This is a genomic window from Mammaliicoccus sp. J-M40, from assembly GCF_022386395.1.
Lineage (GTDB): Bacteria > Bacillota > Bacilli > Staphylococcales > Staphylococcaceae > Mammaliicoccus > Mammaliicoccus lentus.
This window is the reverse complement of the sequence record NZ_JAJNIQ010000008.1, coordinates 80,367-100,597: the sequence shown is the minus strand read 5'-3', so window position 1 is coordinate 100,597 and position 20,231 is coordinate 80,367. Positions and strand designations below refer to the sequence as shown.

The 20,231-nt window shown below is 32.6% G+C and carries 17 protein-coding genes and 2 pseudogenes; 10 read left to right on the top strand and 9 right to left on the bottom strand.

Annotated elements, in window-relative coordinates; genetic code table 11:
• Positions 1–22: 22 nt before the first annotated feature.
• Positions 23–1,087, bottom strand: coding sequence for a DsrE/DsrF/DrsH-like family protein (locus LQ688_RS10150; RefSeq protein WP_000438836.1), 1,065 nt, complete (start codon positions 1,085–1,087; stop codon positions 23–25).
• A gap of 135 nt (positions 1,088–1,222) precedes the next feature.
• Between LQ688_RS10150 and cstR the strand changes: the two genes are divergently transcribed.
• Together cstR and LQ688_RS10140 are read left to right on the top strand one after the other, a co-directional pair.
• Complete coding sequence (gene cstR, locus LQ688_RS10145) at positions 1,223–1,483, top strand: persulfide-sensing transcriptional repressor CstR (RefSeq protein WP_000220507.1); 261 nt, start codon at positions 1,223–1,225, stop codon at positions 1,481–1,483.
• Positions 1,483–2,121, top strand: a pseudogene (locus tag LQ688_RS10140) (sulfite exporter TauE/SafE family protein); the annotation flags it as partial. The gene cstR and the pseudogene LQ688_RS10140, both read left to right, overlap by 1 nt.
• A gap of 273 nt (positions 2,122–2,394) precedes the next feature.
• On the opposite strand, the gene LQ688_RS10130 reads toward LQ688_RS10140, so the two are convergent.
• From LQ688_RS10130 to LQ688_RS10110, 5 genes and pseudogenes are all read right to left on the bottom strand, one after another.
• Positions 2,395–3,012, bottom strand: a complete 618-nt coding sequence (locus LQ688_RS10130; protein ID WP_000562107.1) for a CadD family cadmium resistance transporter — start codon at positions 3,010–3,012, stop codon at positions 2,395–2,397.
• Between the two features lie 80 nt (positions 3,013–3,092).
• On the bottom strand, positions 3,093–5,507 hold the full coding sequence (locus tag LQ688_RS10125) for a cadmium-translocating P-type ATPase CadA (RefSeq protein ID WP_000378485.1): 2,415 nt from the start codon (positions 5,505–5,507) through the stop codon (positions 3,093–3,095).
• Positions 5,500–5,865 (bottom strand): ArsR/SmtB family transcription factor, encoded by a 366-nt coding sequence (locus LQ688_RS10120; protein WP_000159127.1) that lies wholly within the window; start codon positions 5,863–5,865, stop codon positions 5,500–5,502. Before LQ688_RS10120 ends, LQ688_RS10125 begins: the two co-directional genes overlap by 8 nt.
• A gap of 237 nt (positions 5,866–6,102) precedes the next feature.
• Entirely contained in the window at positions 6,103–6,480 is a 378-nt protein-coding gene (locus LQ688_RS10115; protein WP_001041908.1) for a DUF6262 family protein, read from the bottom strand.
• A gap of 6 nt (positions 6,481–6,486) precedes the next feature.
• Positions 6,487–7,782 (bottom strand): annotated as a pseudogene (locus tag LQ688_RS10110) (tyrosine-type recombinase/integrase); the annotation flags it as partial.
• Between LQ688_RS10110 and cas1 the strand changes: the two are divergent.
• The 3 genes from cas1 to LQ688_RS10095 are packed head-to-tail and all read left to right on the top strand — an operon-like array spanning position 7,685 to position 9,838.
• Entirely contained in the window at positions 7,685–8,518 is an 834-nt protein-coding gene (gene cas1, locus LQ688_RS10105; RefSeq protein WP_239705377.1) for a type II CRISPR-associated endonuclease Cas1, read from the top strand. The pseudogene LQ688_RS10110 and the gene cas1 overlap by 98 nt on opposite strands.
• Complete coding sequence (cas2, locus tag LQ688_RS10100; RefSeq protein WP_261797315.1) at positions 8,515–8,838, top strand: CRISPR-associated endonuclease Cas2; 324 nt, start codon at positions 8,515–8,517, stop codon at positions 8,836–8,838. The genes cas1 and cas2 overlap by 4 nt, the downstream gene beginning before the upstream one ends.
• Before the next feature lie 10 nt (positions 8,839–8,848).
• A complete protein-coding gene (locus LQ688_RS10095; protein WP_182093637.1) occupies positions 8,849–9,838 on the top strand; it encodes a hypothetical protein in 990 nt (329 codons plus the stop codon).
• Between the two features lie 1,172 nt (positions 9,839–11,010).
• Here LQ688_RS10095 and LQ688_RS10090 read toward each other — a convergent pair.
• Entirely contained in the window at positions 11,011–11,484 is a 474-nt protein-coding gene (locus tag LQ688_RS10090) for a substrate-binding domain-containing protein (protein WP_218688673.1), read from the bottom strand.
• 284 nt (positions 11,485–11,768) lie between these two features.
• On the opposite strand from LQ688_RS10090, the gene LQ688_RS10085 reads away from it, so the two are divergent.
• A complete protein-coding gene (locus LQ688_RS10085) occupies positions 11,769–13,499 on the top strand; it encodes a DUF2075 domain-containing protein (protein WP_239705379.1) in 1,731 nt (576 codons plus the stop codon).
• Positions 13,492–13,830 carry a nucleotide pyrophosphohydrolase gene (locus tag LQ688_RS10080; RefSeq protein ID WP_103269373.1) on the top strand — a complete coding sequence of 113 codons (339 nt, stop codon included), beginning with the start codon at positions 13,492–13,494 and terminating at the stop codon, positions 13,828–13,830. Before LQ688_RS10085 ends, LQ688_RS10080 begins: the two co-directional genes overlap by 8 nt.
• Positions 13,831–13,937: 107 nt before the next feature.
• Here LQ688_RS10080 and LQ688_RS10075 read toward each other — a convergent pair whose 3' ends face one another.
• Positions 13,938–14,918, bottom strand: coding sequence for a tRNA dihydrouridine synthase (locus tag LQ688_RS10075; RefSeq protein WP_103269372.1), 981 nt, complete (start codon positions 14,916–14,918; stop codon positions 13,938–13,940).
• 253 nt (positions 14,919–15,171) lie between these two features.
• Entirely contained in the window at positions 15,172–15,651 is a 480-nt protein-coding gene (locus tag LQ688_RS10070; RefSeq protein WP_070044772.1) for a nucleoside deaminase, read from the bottom strand.
• Between the two features lie 214 nt (positions 15,652–15,865).
• Between LQ688_RS10070 and licT the strand changes: the two genes are divergently transcribed.
• The 3 genes from licT to ascB all read left to right on the top strand — a co-directional run bounded on the left by licT (position 15,866) and on the right by ascB (position 20,179).
• Complete coding sequence (licT, locus tag LQ688_RS10065; protein ID WP_218688675.1) at positions 15,866–16,708, top strand: BglG family transcription antiterminator LicT; 843 nt, start codon at positions 15,866–15,868, stop codon at positions 16,706–16,708.
• A 175-nt stretch (positions 16,709–16,883) separates the two neighbouring features.
• Complete coding sequence (ascF, locus tag LQ688_RS10060) at positions 16,884–18,755, top strand: PTS cellobiose/arbutin/salicin transporter subunit IIBC (protein ID WP_218688676.1); 1,872 nt, start codon at positions 16,884–16,886, stop codon at positions 18,753–18,755.
• Positions 18,755–20,179 carry a 6-phospho-beta-glucosidase gene (ascB, locus tag LQ688_RS10055; RefSeq protein ID WP_016999795.1) on the top strand — a complete coding sequence of 475 codons (1,425 nt, stop codon included), beginning with the start codon at positions 18,755–18,757 and terminating at the stop codon, positions 20,177–20,179. Before ascF ends, ascB begins: the two co-directional genes overlap by 1 nt.
• Positions 20,180–20,231 lie beyond the last annotated feature (52 nt).

Here is a 20,231-nt window from a genome sequence, read left to right as displayed (position 1 = left end):
TTTTTAAAATAGATTTTATTGATTAGATAAATAAGTTATGATTTGCTTGCTCAGTATGTCCAATATAAGTACCTACGCCACCATAATCGACTTCATCTCTTAATTCTTCTTTTGAAATTCCCATAACATCCATACTCATGGTACAAGCAATTAACTTTATATCTTGATCGATTGCTTGATCGATAAGTGAGTATAAAGAATCAACATTTTTCTTGTTCATTACATAACGCATCATAATATTACCTAGTCCAAACATATTCATTTTTGATAATGGCATATGTATTGGATCCTTAGGTAACATAAGGTCAAACATTTTGGAAATACCTTTCTTTTTAACGCGAGTTGATTGCGCTTTTTTTAATGCGTTGAGGCCCCAAAAAGTAAAGAAAATAGTTACATCTTTACCTGCTGCTTTAGCGCCATTTGCGATGATCATTGCTGCTACTGCCTTATCTAACTCACCGCTAAATAAAACAATTGTTGTACCTGTAGCAGTGTCATTGATTTCAAATTCTTTTGGCTTTTCTTTTTGAATAATTGCATTAATTACATTTGCTTCTTCAGTAAGATTTACAAGGGTATTCCCTGTTTGTTTCGCCCAACTTTTAATATCACTATTGAAACCAGGATCTGTAACTGTTACCTCGATTTGCTCACCCGTTGAAATATTGTTAATTTCTTTACTGATATTAACAATAGGTCCAGGGCACTGAAGACCTCTAAAATCAAATTGTTTACGATTCTCTTTGATTTCAATATCTTTTTCTATTAAAGGAGCACTATTGAAGTTCTTTGCTTCATAATCTTTATATCCACCCTTTAAATTCACGACATCATAACCTTGTTTGGCTAAATAATCGCAAGCTTTAGTGCTTCGGTTACCGCTTTTACAATGTATATAATACGTTTTGTTGCTATTCTTATTGAATGATTTAATCTCTTCTACTGGGTGTAAAGTTGAACCGTTAATGTGTCCTAATTCATATTCTTCTTTTGTTCTAACATCAATCAATTGACCCATTTTTGCCAATTTTTCTAATTCTTCTTTGTTTAATGAATTAATGTGTACTTCTTTGTATTGTTCCATACTTACCTCCTATAAATACCTATGAGGGTATAATAAAACGGATAGAATCATTTGCCAAATACCTATAGGGGTATTTGACAATTTTGTTTTAATTTATTATTATTAACTTAATCAATTTATGTGGAGGAAATGAATATGACTTATGATAAAAAAATGATTAATCGTATAAATAGAATACAAGGTCAATTAAATGGTGTCGTAAAAATGATGGAAGAAGAAAAAGATTGCAAAGATATAATTACGCAACTTAGTGCATCTAAAGGTTCTATACAACGTTTAATGGGGATTATAATTAGTGAAAATTTAATAGAATGCGTTAAAACAGCAGAAGAAAATAATGAAAGTTCTCAAGAATTAATTAATGAAGCAGTTAATTTATTAGTTAAAAGTAAATAATGGATATAGCAAATATGACTATTATGTTGCTAATTGGCGTACTGGGTGGATTTATATCTGGATTAATAGGTATTGGGGGCGCAATTATTATTTACCCAGCTATTCTTATATTGCCACCATTAATAGGTATACCTGCGTATAGTGCATATATTGCTTCGGGACTTACCTCTAGTCAAGTATTTTTCAGTACACTTAGTGGATCATTAAATGCAAGAAAACAACCAGCTTTCTCTCCTAAACTTGTTATATATATGGGAGGGGGTATGTTGATTGGAAGCATGTTAGGGGCAATTTTAGCTAGTTTGTTTAATGCTACTTTTGTAAATACGGTATATGTAATAATCGCCATACTTGCTTTAATATTGATGTTTATTAAAGTTAAACCTACTACACAAGAGACGAAATCTAAACCTTTGCTATTTATTATAGTTGGATTTGGAATTGGTGTAATTTCGGGAATTGTGGGTGCAGGTGGAGCATTTATCATCATTCCTGTATTATTAGCATTATTTAAATTACCAATGAATACGGTAGTGAACAATAGCATAGCAATTGCTTTTATATCTTCAGTAGGGGCATTTTTTATAAAATTAATGCAAGGATATATACCAGTAGAAAGTGCAATTTTTTTGATAATTGAATGATGATCATTTTCTGAAAATATTATGTGGTCATATAATATAATGCCCATCATTTCACTAATCTCTTTTATTCTCTGAGTTATTTTGATATCTCCTGGAGAAGGTGTCGGATCTTATCAAGAGTAAATTATGAAAAAAATGGTTTAAATCAATGTTCTTACTTTAAGTACATGTGTTTAACGTAAATGATAATTAGTTAAATATAAAAAGGTTATCCCAATCAATAGGATAACCTCTTTATACTTTACTTTATGGTTTGGATTCGCCACTTCAAAGAAGAAATGAAATCAGAGCATTGAATGTTCCATTTTCAAACAATATATAAATACCTAGCCCAATGAATACAATTGGTACAATCCAACGTTCATATTTCTCAATTGTTTCCGATATAAAATCGAAGGAAGCTAGACGGTAACTGACATAGCACAAAACTCCAACCATAATTAGAAAGACAATAGTGACAATAAAGATTTCAGACATACTTAAGGTCGTGAAGTACGGTATATAAATGGAAAAGTCATCCGCACTGGAAGCCAATACGATGAAAATCATCGTCAAAAATAACTGATTAAATTTTCCAGAGGAGAATAAAGATAAAATGCTACTTTCATCTTCATCCTCTTCTCCTTTAATCCATATTTTCACGCCTAGGTAAAGTGGTAAAAGTCCAAGTAGTCCGATAACCCATTGCTGAGGAATTAAATTTACAACCCCCTGTGCAACTAAAAGACTTGCTCCTATCACAATTGCAGTCCCTATATATTGTCCTATCCAAATATGTTTTACCTGACCTTTTTTTACTTGCGAAAACAAAAGAATTAATATGACGAGATAATCAATTCCTGTTGCTACATATACCGCAGTAGCCGTCAGTATCGTCGCGATCATTTTATCATCTCCAAATATTTTAGGGATAGGACTTTTCTTCAAAATGAAAAGTCCTTCCGTAAATTGCACACATATAGTACCTATTTATCCTTCACTCTCATCAGTCGCAAACTATTTAATGCTACCAAAATAGTGGCTCCCATATCGGAAAGAATCGCAATCCAAAGGGTTAGCCAGCCTGGAATAACCAATAGTAAGGCAATTATCTTAATTCCGATGGCAAACGTGATGTTCGCTTTGATGATATTTAGCGTTTTCCTGCTAAGTCTTACTGCAAATGGAAGCTTACTTAAATCATCTCCCATTAATGCAATATCAGCTGTCTCGATGGCAGTATCTGTTCCAGCACCGCCCATTGCAATGCCAACAGTGGATGCAGCAAGTGCAGGAGCATCATTGACGCCATCGCCAATCATAGCTACATTACCATGCTCGGCTTTCATTTTTTTAATATAGTCCAACTTATCCTGTGGCAACAATTCGGACTGAATATCAGAAACGCCTACATGAGCACCGATTGCTTCTGCGGTACCTTGATTATCACCTGTCAGCATAATTGTTTGCTTGATTCCTAACTGATGAAGTTTTAGAATCACATTTTTACTTGTTTCGCGGACCTCATCTGCTACAGCAATCACGCCGAGGATTGTTTGGTCCGTTCCAATAATCATGGCCGTTTTCCCTTGGTTTTGTAAAACTTTCACTTTATTTTCAAACTCAAGGCTAAAATCGGAAACATTTAATTCTTTAAAAAGCCTTGGACTGCCAATGTAATAGGTTGTTCCATCTATATTCCCTTGAATGCCCCGACCTGTAATAGAAGTGAAGTCCTTCACTCTAACATCGGAATAAGTAATATTATCTTGCTCTGCTTTCTTCATTATTGCTGAAGCAAGTGGATGTTGTGATCGATATTCTAAAGCTGTAATAATGGAAAACAGCTCTTTTTCTTCCACTTGATCATTTAACACTTTAAAATCTGTTACCACTGGTACACCTTTTGTCAGTGTTCCTGTTTTATCAAATGCGATTGCCTTAATGGCTCCTAATTCCTCTAGATAGACACCGCCTTTAATCAACACACCTTTTTTAGCTGCATTTCCAATTGCCGAGACAATCGAGATTGGAGTAGTAATAACTAATGCACACGGACATCCAACTACAAGTACCGCTAATCCTTGATAAACCCAAGTATCCCAACTTCCACCAAAGAATAAAGGTGGAACGACTGCAACGAGCGCCGCAATAACCATAATGATCGGCGTATAATATTTCGCAAATTTATCTACGAATGCTTGCGCTGGAGCGCGCTCCCCTTGTGCTTCCTCAACCAGATGAATAATCTTGGAGATAGTTGTATCCTCTACGTATTTGGTGATTTTTACTTCAAGTAGTCCCTCTTCGTTAAGCGTGCCTGCAAATACTTCATCATCTACCGTTTTGGCAACAGGGACAGATTCTCCTGTTATAGCAGCCTGGTTGACAGCCGACACACCATTTATAATGATCCCATCCATGGCAATTTTCTCCCCTGGTTTGACGATCATAATATCACCCACGGCAATATCGTCCACATGGATCATTATTTCCTGACCATTCCGCCTAACAAGTGCTTCTTTTGGGGCAATATCCATCAATGAACGAATGGACTGTCTTGCTCTATCCATAGAAAAACGTTCAAGTGCTTCACTGATTGCAAAGAGAATGACAACAATGGATGCCTCTGCCCATTCACCAATGATGGCAGCTCCAATAACTGCAACGGTCATCAGGGTTTTCATGTCGAAATCAAAGCGTATCAAATTTTGAAAACCAACTTTAAATAGTGAATATCCGCCAATTACAATCGAACTTACAAATAACATGGACGTTACAAGGTTATCTTCTCCATTTACAAAGTGAGAAAGGTAACCAAAAGCAATCAGTAATGTGGCAAACAGCAATGTGCTGTGTTTTTTATAAAACGGTATTTTCTCTTCTTTAGGAGCCTTAGTGTCTTCTTTGACCGCTTGTATCGATGGATTCGCCAGTTTTTCAGGAATTACCTTAAGATTCTCGAAAGCACCTGCTTTTTCAAGCTCTTCAACCGATGCGTTTCCATATACATCAATTTTAGAAGCGCCAAAGTTCACTTTTGCATCCTGAACTCCAGCTAGTTGTTTTACATTTTTTTCAAACTTCCCAGCACAGTTTGCGCAAGAAAATCCCTCCACACGGTAAACATTTTTATCTTCTGTTACCACTGGTTCGACCCTTCTTCTAGCCTTCTCTGGTGCCACTTTAAGATTCTCGAAAGCACCAGCCTTTTCCAGATCTTCAACGGTTGCACTGCCAAAGACATCAATTTTGGAAGCTCCGAAATTGACTTTAGCATCATGCACCCCTGATAGTTCTTTTACATTTTTTTCAAACTTCCCAGCACAATTCGCACACGAGAAACCCTCCACACGGTAAACCTGTTTATCTTCTGTTAATGTTTTTGTTGAACTATCCAATACTAGCAACCTCCCTTTGATGCAAGAAAGCTTTTTCTACAAGCTGTTTAACATGCTCATCATCTAGTGAATAATAGACTAATTTTCCTTCTTTACGGTATTTTGCTATACCTAAATTTTTCAATAATCTTAAATGATGGGATGCCGTAGCCGTTGAAGATTCAATGATATTAGCTACATCACAAACACATAACTCTCCCTCTAAAGACAAAACATAAGCAATTTTAACTCTTGTATCATCTGATAGAGCCTTAAAAACTTTCGCTACATCCATAGGATTCTGTTTAGCAAGGTCTTTTTTAGCCCTGTTTACCTTATCTTCATGAATATAGGTAACTTCACACATATCTTTTGTCATAATTACCCTCCTTATTCAAATGACTGTTTGTTTGATGATTATAATATATCCCACTATAAACAAATAGTCAAATGATTGTTTGAATGATATATAATTAATATTAAAAAGGATTGGTTTCTAATGTTAGAAACCAATCCTTTCGGAGATTTTAACCAAATTTTAAAGTATCTTAAACATAACTGCCCCGTTAGTTTAAGTGCATCCTTTCACAATCTGTCTACAGATTAATAATAAAAACTACTCTTTATTATACAGATCTCCATATAATTTTTGAATTTGGTTCTGTAATTTTTTATTTTCTTTTTCTAATTCCATAACTCTTCTTTTTAAGGTTTTTATAAGGATTTCCTCCGAACGAGAACTTTTCTTGGGTTTTGAGACTACATTTGATGTTATTTGACGCTCACGAAGGGATTCGATTCTTTGCCTAATATCGTGTTCCTTATAAAGCCATGATTTAGAAACATTAGCTTCCTTTGCTATTGAATTAAAATTAATAGCTTTACCTTCAATCGAAAATTTAGAAATCGCTTTGTCTACTTTTTCTCTTGTCTTTTGTGATTTCTGCTTCGCCAAACGTACAATTTCTGTTGTATTTCTAACTTGTTTATTCATTGATAATTACCCCGTTAAACTTCCAATGATTTGTTCTAAACGCTCTTTAATACGGCTATTAGTCTCTATTTGTCTTTGCCATTGTTTATCCTTTGCTATGGTTAATAACTCTTCTGTACGCTCTAACTGTTCTTCGTGCTGTGGTAAGAATTGCTTACTGGTACAGAAGTGAGTGCAATCTAAGCATGCATTCGCATGTGGACAACCACCTGCTATTACTGGCAATCTACAATAACCATTTGGAAGCACTTGTGCATTTATATTTTTCTTGAACCATTGAAGCTCTACATCATCGACTTCACTATCATCATCTAGATTGAGCACATCTCCATTATTGGTAACCAGTTTTTCTTGAAATTTAGTAAATTCATTTTTTAGAGTTTCATCAAAGATATGAGCGTATCTGCTTGTCATTTCTGGGCTTTCATGTCCCAAAAATTTCTGCACAATATGCTGGGGCACCCCGTTGTTAATCATTCTTGTTCCTACTGAATGGCGAAAGGCATGGGCATGGAATCTATAAATCTCGCCTAATTTATCCACTATATTTTGCTCATAAGCTAATTTATTTAATTCGCCTCTAAATGTTTCTTGTTTTAATGGCGATCCATCTTTTCTTGGAAAGAGGTATTCACTATCTGGAAATTCCTCTGAAACTTTATCTTCCCGAACTTTAATAAGTAAAACTACCTCTTTAGATATTGGAACTATATGCTCCTTTTTCATTTTCCATTGATAATACTTTAAAAAGTAATCTCCATCTTTGTCCTCTAATAAACAGCCTTTTTTCAAGGTGCACAATTCACTTATCCTCATTCCACATTCTTGAACAATCATAGTCATCGTAGCTATATATTCGGGTAATTTATCAAGATGACTGTTCAATTGCTCTAGAACGAATTCGTCTATAAAGCGAGGTTTTGCTCTTGGTATTTTCGGATAGTCCTCGGGATAAATTAATAATTTGGAAGGAACATCATCCCATTCTAGCCTATGAAGGGTACTAAATAGTCCTTCCAATATAGAGATCCTCCCAGTTATTGTACTAGGTTTTATCCCCATCATGTTTAGTTCACTTAAATATGCTTCAATTTCCACTCTCGTTAATTGGTGTACTCTCTGAACGTGTTTAAACTTTATGTCCAGAAAATTAAAGAACTCTTTAAGTTTTTGGGCAATATCACTTACATAGGAAAAGCTATCCATGTTCAATCTTAACTTACAATATCTTTTTACAAGCTGTTTAAAATATGTATTCCGAAACCCTTTAAAGTTAATTGTATATTCATATTGTGTTGGGTTATCTAAATATAATATTTTAGTTATTTTTTGTAATCAACATCATTTGCCAGAGTGTATGATTCAGCCGATTAATGGTCATTTTAATCAATATGGCCAAATGAAGGAACAGCTTCAATGGTCGGAAGAAAGAAAAGCTGAATTATGGAAATATATTTTGATTCAAAAAATACAAAATCAAATTCAGTGTATGAAACATTTTGAAGTGCATGAAGAAAGAATAATCAAAATGAAAACATTACAAACAATGGTTTCACCTAGAGATGAAATGAACATAGAGGGCCAAGCAGCTAAGTATTATTTTAATACATTTTTTAAAAATTTTAGACGTGATGATGATTTTTTAATAGAAAATATGGTGTTGAATTTTGGTTACACTATTTTAAATTCGGCAATCGCAAGAACAATTGTGGCTAAAGGATTGATTCCAGCTTTAGGAATACATCATAATGGTGCAAGAAACCACTTTAACCTTGCATCAGATATCATTGAAGTATTTAGACCATTAGTAGACTTATATCTTTTGAAACATCCTCCGAAAGTGGAATATATGACTAAAGAGTATAGGCTAGAGCTGATAAATCTGATGCATGCTAGGGTACAAATTGATGGGCAGCAGAATACAGTTATTAGGGCGATTGAAATTATGATTCAATCAATTATTGAGTATTTCAGAACAGGGAGATATGAAACACTCAAATTACCAAATATTAAGCAATATTCATTTTACAAATCATGAGTTATAAATTTATGAGAGTTTTGATTATGTTTGATCTCCCAACTGACTCAAAAGAAGAACGACGTTTATATAGTAAGTTCAGAAAGGGACTCATTTCGGAAGGGTTTTTGATGATGCAGTATTCTATTTACATTAAAAGTTGTATCAATAAAGATGCGGCGAATAGCAGTGTAAATTATGTGAAACGTATTTTACCACCAAATGGTCATGTTAGAGCTTTAACTATTACCGAAAAGCAATATGAAAAAATGAAAATATTGTTAGGAGATGAAGATAAAAATATCGAAATATTAGGAGATAATCGTACAATTTTATTTTAGGAGAAAACCTATGTATGAAGCAATTTTAGAAATCAACATTGATGCAATACCAAAAGTTATTTTAAATACTAGTATATATACATCTATTTATAATGAGGATTCAACGCATGAAGAATACATTTTAGATATGCTTAAGAATTATTTTCAACCTAGAAATTCAAATAAAGATACTGTTACAATTACAAACCTTACAGATTATGAAAGAGTATCACATAATCGGTTTAGAGGATTTCTCTTAGATCATTCTACAATTGAAAATGAACACCATTTATCAGCAACGAGTATGATGACTATGAAGATTATGAGAGAAATGCAAAGTGATATGGAAATAGAAGGTTATATTAATTCTATCAATGTACTGTTAGATGATTTACGAGATAATTTAAAAGGTACACTGCCACTTACTATTAAGTCTTTTGATTTAAAACTATTCATCAAACTACTCTCATTTAAATATGATTATTCGGAAGATTATGCCAGACTAATTACTCGTTTAGAACAAGTTGTCCCACTAGTAGTGGATGAAATGGATTATCAAGCAAAAGAAAAAGCATTTGTAATCTATTTATATCCAGAAGCTGGACTTAGTATTAAAGAACAAATAAGGTTCAGGAAAATACTAAACAACTTACCTGTTCCGGTTATTGTTTTAACCGAATCACCATGTTTTTTATCTGAGAGTATTAAAGGACTAAATTATTTTATTAATAATGTTCAAATGATTACTGAATCATTTTTTGAAGATAGCTATTGGAATGCGCCAATTAATGTGGAAAAAGAACAGATTGAAGAGAGGTTTGAATATTTATTTGTAAAATATTGTTCAGTTTTAGAAATAAAACCAATTATTTCTAACTATTTGCTTGCGGATATTATTGTTTTTAAAGATATTGATCTTTATATCATTATTTCATTTTTAAAACATTGTAATTTAGAATATCAATTAGATATCGATAAAACAAAAATTTCATTAGCGTTATCAACTTATCTATTTTCTTAATTATATTTCAAGGTTATAATTGTGCTAGAGGTTTTAGTACTCTGTAATTTTAGGTATAAGGTATATTAAATGCATCTGTACTATCCTTTTCACCTGGTTTTAGTACTCTGTAATTTTAGGTATAAGGTATATTAAAAAAACCCCTCACTACGCCACATAGTGGTTTTAGTACTCTGTAATTTTAGGTATAAGGTATATCTGCGTCTGTTTTTGTGTGTGCTTTAGCGTGTTTTAGTACTCTGTAATTTTAGGTATAAGGTATATGTACGCAGAAGAAATGTTGAACGCAACACCGTTTTAGTACTCTGTAATTTTAGGTATATATATAGCAAGTATCCTAAATGCTCGATTCCAATCGTGAGCATCTTTAATTTATATATTACAAAATATGACTGCCATATTTTGTGTTTTTTATAAAGTATATTGAGTAATATGTAATTAGGAAATGAATGTTTTAAAAATGCTTCAATAATGTAGAGTTGTACATTTATAGCTTCTTTAACTCAATCCTCTCTTTTTGTTTCTTATCATATGAATCTCAGACAAAATAACTACAACTTAAATTACTTGTTTTTGAGAATTTTATTATTCTAAGTATTTTCAGTTTATTGTTTGGACAACAGAGACTTTGCATGAAATATAAGTGAAAATCTCAACACCCAATGGTTTTTTAATTCAAAATATCAAAAGCAAAAAGGCGATTTGTCCGTTTAATGCACAACTGTTCAAACTATAGAAATAGTAGCTAATATTTATTTGAATTCTAATATACACAAAAAAATACTTCAAACTAAATAACTACCAAATGAATGATCATTTTTATATCAAGCATCTATCGGTAGATTAATTTGTAAAACATGATACCTATGCGTATTATATAAAACTTAGAGAAAATGATTTATATATAACATCCATCGCAAAGGATAAAAATTAGTAGAATTATTGACAAGATAACAAAAAAATAATAAGAGCATCTTTCACTATACTTGGAAGATGCTCTTATTTTTAACAGTATATTTTCTATTTTAAAAATTCAATAGTAATATATCACAATTTGTAAATGAGATTCTTGTAACACTAATTGAAAGTGAATTTGTCGAATTCAAATATTATTGAGATACTACTTCTTATCATCCTAAATTAAGATGTATTATTAGAATTATTAAACTAGCTTAAAATTGTGTGCTTTCACGTTTAATATAGTGTGTATTTATATTGATATGATAAGCGTTTGTATCGTTCCCTTTAATATGTTTGTTAGTTAAGCAAACCACTTCTTTTGCTAGGGTAGTCTTCGGAATATCAATACTTGAGATAGACGGAGACACTAGCGAAGACATTTCGTTGTTATTAATTCCAATAATTTGAAGCTGTTCTGGCACCTTTATTTCACTACTTTTTATGGCTTGTCCGGCGCCAATTGCAATCATATCGTTAGCCGTCAAGACAACTTCGGTGGATTGACCTGACTCCAATATATATTTCATTGCCAACATGCCAGCTTCAATTGTCCAACCTTCCATCCAACTTTGAGGTGTAATACTATTTTCTTTTTCTGTTAAAATATTTACAGAGAAATTAGAATCTACGCGACTTATATTTTTTAATGAAAGGTTTAGTTTATTCATTTCATGGTCTAGAGCCACTGTTATTTCTCTAAAGTTTATATACAATATCTACTTATCATAGTGATAATTTAAATAGAAGTAAAAATATGACTAATATATTTAAATTAGTTTCCATATAAATATATCGGATAAATGAGTAAAACATTGCTCATTTATCCTTATTTATTTCATTACCTTAATAATAAATAAGGTTAAATTATAAAAATTGAGGTTTCTTAAGTTAAATTTTAAAAAAACATATAAAATTATTACAAAATTGATAAAATAGAATTTAATAGATAATAATTTAATAGGTGATGCAGATGGGAAACTTGTTAAAGATAGAAAATATGAAATATTCAATGGAAAATCTTAATGATTCAATCCAAAAATGGAAAACTTCGGCAGATGGAAAATACTTATTAAGGTATCCAACTGTATACATAATAAACGACAAAAAACGTGAAAATAACTTTGAAGTTTACGTTGGAGAAACAGCAGATATTAGAAATAGAACTAGACAACATCTTAATGCGGATACAAAAATGAAACCATTTTGGGAAAGCTTTTCTGAATCAAACAGTTCATCAATGTATGTGATTGGTCATGAATTATTTAATAAGTCATTAACCTTAGATATTGAAAATAGACTAATGCAGTATTTGTTAAGTGTAGATAGTATTTCTAGGGTTCATAATAGTAGAACAAATCAACAAAATGAATACTATACGTCTGAAAAGCTAGATGAAATTTTTTCTGATATTTGGAAAACATTAAATAATAAAAATAAATCTTTGTTTCCAATTGAAAGCATCATTAAAGATTCAGCAATATTTAAAGCATCTCCTTTTCATAAATTAACTCAAGAGCAAATTAATGCTAAGGAAGAGATATTAGATAAAATTAAAGAGTCGCTAATTTTAGATGAAGAAGGACAATTGATAATTGTTGAGGGAGAAGCTGGATCAGGAAAAACTGTTTTAATGAGTACGTTGCTTTCTGAAATTGGAAAGTACAATTTAGATTTAGATGATAATCTAGATATTCATTTATTAGTAAATCAAAATGAGCATGTATCAATTTATAATCAAATAGTTACTAAATTGGGTATTTCTACTAAGAAGAATAAAATTGTTAGTAAACCAACTAGCTTTATTAATAGTCATTCATCAAATGAAAAAGTAGATGTTGTAATTGTAGATGAAGCACATTTACTTTTAACTCAAGGTAAACAGAGTTATCAAGGAAAAAATCATTTAAATGATTTATTGGAAAGAGCTAAAGTTGTAGTTATTGTTTTTGACTTAAAACAAGTACTTACAACTGAACAAATATGGGAAGTAGATAAGTTAAATTATTATTTTGATTACGCCAAAAATAAAAATAATCATATTACATTAAAAAATCAAATGCGCATTAATAGTGATGAAGCAACAATTAATTGGATAAGAAATTTGGTTGATGATCAAGTAATAAACAATATTCCTTTTGATAAAAAAGGTTATGAAATTAAAATCTTTGATACACCAATGGAATTAAAAAAATCTATCAAAGACAAGTCTCAAAATACAGAAAGTGGTATATCGAGAATGCTTGCCACCTTTGATTGGCAATATAAAGAAAAACCTCCTGAAAATAAGGACTATTGGAGAGTGGATATTGGCAATTTTTCAATGCCATGGAATTATCAATTGGAAGTTAGTAAAAAACAGTCGAACTTGCCTTGGGTTGAACAAGATCAATCAATAAATGAGATAGGCTCAACTTACACAATTCAAGGTTTAGACTTAAACTATGCTGGAGTAATAATTGGACCTTCTGTAAAATATAGAGATGGTAGGATTGTTTTTGATAAAGATAGTAGTGCTAATAAAAAGGCTACACGTCGGAGAACATTAGAAGATGGTTCAAAGCATCATTTTTCGGAAATGCTATTGAAAAATGAATTAAATGTTTTACTTACACGTGGTGTAAATGGTTTATATATTTATGCAGTAGATGAACAATTAAGAGAAGCACTTAAAAAAGCGTCTAAAGGTGATAAAAATGGATAAAACAAAAGATGTACTAAAAGAAATCAATCAATTTAGAGATGAACGTAATTGGAGACAATTTCACAATGAAAAGGATTTATCTTTATCAATTAGTTTAGAAGCAGCAGAATTACTTGAGCTATTTCAGTGGAAATCATCTGAAGAGGTAGTGGATACTAAGCGTGAGAGGTTAGCAGAAGAATTAGCAGATGTATTAATCTATAGTTATATGTTGGCAGATAATTTAGACTTTGATATTAATGAAATTATCCGTAAGAAACTAGTGAAAAATGTTGAAAAGTACCCAATAAACAAAAGCAAAGATTCAAATACTAAATATAAAGATTTATAATTAATAATATAGCCCCTGTTAACAATAATGTTAACAGGGGCTATATACATATCTGCGATAAAGTTTATAATTGTAGGGTTAAAACCTGATACTTGCTCATAGCTGCTTTAAGATTCTATATCTTCCTCTATTTTCGCTTCAAACTCATCGAGCAATGCACGAACTTCGTCTGTTGATTGTGTACTCATCAATTGATGTCGCAGTTCACTTGCACCTCTAATCCCTCGTACATAGATTTTAAAGAATCTGCGTAAACTTTTGAATTGTCGATTTTCTTTTTGAGAATATTTGTCGAATAATGTTAGATGTAATCTTAACAAGTCCAACAGTTCTTTACTCGTGTGTTCGCGTGGTTCTTTTTCAAAAGCAAAGGGATTATGAAAAATGCCTCTACCGATCATTACACCATCAATGCCATATTTTGTTGCAAGTTCAAGCCCTGTTTTTCTGTCTGGAATATCACCGTTAATAGTTAGCAATGTATTTGGTGCGATTTCATCACGCAGATTTTTGACTGCTTCGATTAATTCCCAGTGTGCATCTACATTACTCATCTCTTTACGAGTACGGAGATGGATAGATAAGTTTGCAATGTCTTGTTCGAAGACGTGTTTTAACCAATCTTTCCACTCATCTATTTCATAATATCCGAGGCGGGTTTTTACACTTACCGGTAGACCACCTGCTTTAGATGCTTGAATAATTTCAGCCGCGGTTTCAGGTCGAAGTATCAATCCAGAACCTTTACCTTTTTTTGCAACATTGGCTACGGGGCAACCCATATTTAAATCAATACCTTTAAAGCCCATCTCAGCCATACCGATACTCATTTCTCGGAAATGCTCCGGCTTGTCTCCCCATATATGAGCGACTATAGGCTGTTCATCTTCACTAAATGTTAAGCGTCCGCGAACGCTATCTATACCTTCAGGGTGACAAAAGCTATCAGTATTCGTAAATTCAGTGAAAAACACATCAGGTCTAGCTGCTTCACTAACAACATGACGAAAGACGATATCTGTAACGTCTTCCATAGGTGCCAAAATAAAAAATGGACGTGGTAATTCACTCCAAAAATTTTCTTTCATAATATATTTAAACCTTCTTTTCTATTAATATCTCGTCTATTTATCCATGATGATATTACCATAAATTTTCAACTTACACAAAAGGATATTGACCAGTCACAGACTGAATGAAGGGATGGCTAACGGTAGCAAAGAAATTAATAACGGGGAAGTGTATCACAAATGAAGGGGATTAATCACACACGTAGATTTTTTGAATATAAAAATCCCCTCAACATCTTTCGAATATTGAGGGGAATTATTTAAGAATATATTAATTTTTTTCGTGTAACTTTAAATGTAATGCATGTACTTTTTCTGCTAATTCATCAACTGGGCCATCGACATCAGCATTTTCTATAATTTGTTGAATAGGTAGACTTTTTACTGGTGATTGTGGTACCCCCATCTCACTCAACCACTTACCTAATTGTTCTGAAGAACTTGCATAAACGATTCTACCAAGACCTACCCAACCATGTGCAGCCGCACACATCGGGCAGTGTTCCCCAGAAGTATAAACAGTTGCTGACTTACGTTCTTCAGGAGATAAATGATTTGCAGCCCATCTCGCTATTTCAAATTCAGGATGTCTTGTATGATCACCGCCACTAACACGATTATGATCCTCAAATAAAATGTTACCTTCAGAACTTACTATAATAGATCCAAAAGGTTCATCTCCCTTATTCAGCGCCTGTTCCGCTAACTCGACACACCTTTCTAAAAAAGTAATATCAGATTTGCTAACCATTAAATTGCCTCCTTAGTTGTTATAGACCTAACATTAATAAAAAATACAAAACATTACAAATGAATAGTATTTATATAATTAATTAACTAAAAATTTATAAAATATATTATGTGGAATACATGGAAGGAATTTTGAATATTCGATTGACCACTATATTATTGATATTCATTCTAACAATATGGCACAATGTATTTACTAGAATAAGGGGTGCCATATGAAGATAGATAAAATCATAAATAACAATGTAATCAGTGTCACTCAAAACAACCAAGAGCATGTTGTGATGGGAAAAGGGATTGGGTTTCAAAAACAAGAGGGTGACATTGTAGAAGAGTCAAAGATAGATAAAATTTTTGATTTAAGTAGCCAAGAGATATCAGATCGTTTCAAAACGTTATTAATTGAAGTACCCATTGAGGTTGTTCAAGCTGTTGAGAAGATAATTGAGGTTGCAAAGATTGAATATAATAAAGATTTAAGTGATACGATTTATGTTGCACTTACTGATCATATTAACTTTGCTATAGAACGTCAACAAGAGGGGATGGCAATAAAAAATGGACTGCTATGGGAAATTAAAAAATTCTATCCTACTGAGTATGAAATAGGCGTGCGTGCTTTGGATTGGATTGATGAAATTGTAGGCGTTAAATTACCAATTGATGAAGCGGCTTTCGTTGCTATTCATTTGTTAAATGCTGAGCATAATAACTTAGCTGATTATAATCAAGTAACTGAAATGGTGCAGAATATTTTAAGTTTAGTGAAGTATCATTTTAGATTAGATTTCGATGAAGAAAGCTTAACTTATTTTAGATTTGTGACGCATTTAAAGTTTCTTGCACAACGTATTTTCTCAGATAATCCACTCGACACAAGCGAAATTGAGCTTTACGATATTGTGAAGGTAAAATATAAAACTGCGTTCAAGTGTGTGAAAAAGATTGAAGTGTTTTTACTGAAAAAATATCAATATGAGATGACGCGTGACGAAGCTTTATATTTAACAATTCATATTCAAAGATTGATTTCTAGAAATGAAAGCGTTGACAATTGATAAACGTGTGATATATTAAATTTAAGAAAACAAAATAAACAATTAATTGTTTAGGATTGTGACTGTTCGGCAGGCGAGACCTAAACCATTAATAGATGAATTTATCTTAGGATAAGTCTGTCTATTTGTGGTTTAGGTCTTTTTTATTGTTCTAAACAAGATGGGAGTGAAGGAAATGGCTAATAATCAAAGTATTGCCGAGGAAATACTGAAAAATATAGGTGGGAGTGATAACGTAAAGAATTTAACGCATTGTATGACGCGTTTAAGATTTGTGTTAAAGGATGAAAGCAAGGCAAATGATGAGGGCATAAAAAATATTGATGGGGTAATGGGTTTACGTAAACAAGGTGGACAATATCAAGTAATCGTTGGTAATAACGTTTCGAAGACATATACTGAATTGATGAAATTAGGTGTGAGTGGTGGTGCTAAAAGTAACGAGCCTGTTGAAAAGGAAAAATTAACATTCAAACAGATAGGCATTAATATTTTAGATGCAATCATTGGCACGATGTCACCATTAATCCCTGCCATCATCGGTGGATCAATGATTAAATTATTAGCAATGCTTTTAAGTATGACTGGTATATTATCAGAAGAAAGCTCAACGTTTAATATCTTAAATACTATCGGAGATGCACCATTCTTCTTCTTACCAATGCTTGTTGCAGTATCCGCTGCTAGGAAGTTTAACAGTAATGTGTTCTTGGCACTGGCAGTTGCTGGGGTTATGGTTCACCCAGAATTTATGGATATTATGTTGAAAGCATCTGAAGGTAAAGAAGCAACATTTGCATTTATTCCAGTCATGTCAGTGAAATATACGTATACGATTATTCCTGCAATTGTAATGACTTGGTTATTGAAATACATTGAAGATTTTGCAGACCGTATTACGCCAATTGTTATGAAAAACTTCTTAAAACCTATGTTAATCTTATTAATTGCAGCGCCTATTGCGATTATTATTGTTGGGCCAAGTGGTATTTTAATCGGTACAGGATTATCTCAAATTGTATTCTTTGTACATGATAAATTAGGGTTCTTAGCTGTAGCAATTGTTGGTGCATTATGGCCATTATTAGTTATGACAGGTATGCACCGTGTGTTCACACCAACAATTGTTCAAACAATTGCTGAAACAGGTAAAGAGGGTATGGTTATGCCATCTGAGATTGGTGCAAACTTATCTCTTGGTGGAGTTTCACTTGCAGTAGCGTTCAAAACTAAAAATAGAGAATTGCGTCAAACATCATTGGCTGCAGCATCATCAGCGATTATTGCAGGTATTACTGAACCTGCATTATATGGGGTAGCTATTCGTTTAAAACGTCCAATGATTGCCTCTGTTATAACAGGCTTTATTGCAGGTGCGGTTGCAGGTCTTGCAGGACTGGCGAGTCACTCTATGGCAGCACCTGGCCTATTTACGAGTGTTCAATTTATAGATCAAAATAATCCTATGAGTATATTTTGGGTTATTGTAGTTATGGTTTTATCAATTGTTATTTCATTCGTTTTAACGTTAATACTTGGATTTGAAGATATTCCAGAATCAGAGGATGAATTATTAGATTTGGGTACAAAAGATGATATTACTGTTGCAGCGCCAGTTGAAGGTAGAGTTAAACCGATTGAAAGTGTTGAAGATGATGTATTTAGTAGAGAAGTTATTGGAAAAAGTATCGCAATTGAACCAACAGGAAATACAATTTACGCACCTGTAACAGGAACAGTTACTTCTGTTTTCCCGACAAAACATGCTATTGGTATTACAGGTGACGATGGAATTGAAGTATTAATTCATGTTGGTATTGATACAGTGAAATTAGATGGTGGTCCTTTCATATCCGTAATAGAAGAAGGGGATCATGTGAATATTGGTGACGTTATTGGGACATTTGATTTAGAACAAATTATAGAAGCGGGTTATGATCCTACAACGATAGTAGTAATTACAAATACAGATGATTATGATTCGATTACGTCATTTGATAGAGACGACGTTCAAGCACATACATCGATATTAGGAGTGGTTAAATAATGACAATAAAAACATTTCCAGAAAATTTTCTTTGGGGTGGTGCAATTGCTGCAAACCAAACTGAGGGCGCATGGAATATAGGTGGCAGGGGATTAAGTAATATAGATTTAATACCTCATGGCACTAATCGTCAAGAAGTAAAATTAGGGTATAAAAAACCAGGACTGAGCGATGATGAATATTATCCAAGCCATACAGGTATTGATTTTTATCATCGTTATAAAGAAGATATTGCTTTACTTGCTGAAATGGGATTGAAAGTCTTCAGAACGTCTATTTCTTGGAGTAGAATTTATCCAAATGGTGATGAAGCAAGACCAAATCAAGCAGGTATAGATTATTACACTGATTTATTTAAAACATGTAAAGAACATAATATGGAATTGCTTGTAACACTTGCGCATTTTGATATTCCAATGGGTATTGTTGAGCAATACAATGGTTGGAAGAATAGAGAAACAATCAATTTATATATTAAATTTGCAGAAACGTGTTTTGAATACTTTGGAGAATATGTTAACTACTGGATCCCATTTAATGAAATCAACGTAGTGTTACACAGCCCGTTTTCAGGTGGGGGTTTGTACTTTGATGTAAATGAAAATAAGGAAGAAATGTTATATCAAGCAGCTCATTACATGTTAGTAGCAAGTGCTAGAGCTGTTGAAAGTTGTCATCGTATCACACCTAATGCGAAAATTGGATGTATGATTGCTGGCGGTAGTTTCTATCCTTATAGTTGCAACCCAGAAGATGTATGGAAGTCTATGAATGATGAGAGAAAAAATACATTCTTCGTAGATGTACAAGCAAAAGGGAAATACCCTTATTATATGGATTCATTCTTTAAATCTAAAGGTATCAATATTGAAATCAATGAAAATGATAAAGAAATATTAAAACACACTGTAGATTTTGTAGCATTTAGTTATTATGCATCTCGTACTTCCATTGCAGATATATCAAGAGTAGAAAAAAATGAAGGTAATATTATTGTATCTGCCAAAAATCCTTACTTAAAAATGAGTGATTGGGGTTGGGTCATCGATCCTCTTGGTTTAAGAATTACAATGAATCAAATATATGAAAGATTTGAGAAGCCACTCTTTGTTGTAGAGAATGGATTAGGTGCGAAAGATGTAATAGAAGCAGATGGTAGTATTCAAGATGATTATCGTATAGATTATATGCAACAACATATTCAATCAATGTATGATGGAATTCAAGATGGTGTACCACTACTAGGCTATATTAGTTGGGGCATTATTGATTTAGTATCAGCCTCAACGGGTGAAATGAGTAAACGATACGGTATGATTTATGTAGATAAAGACGATACTGGTAATGGGACATTAGAACGTAGAAAGAAGAAGTCATTTGATTGGTATAAACAAGTGATACATCAAAATGGTATAGAAATGTAAAAACAGATAGGGATTCAAGTAGCTATTCTTGGATCTCTATCTGTTTTATTAT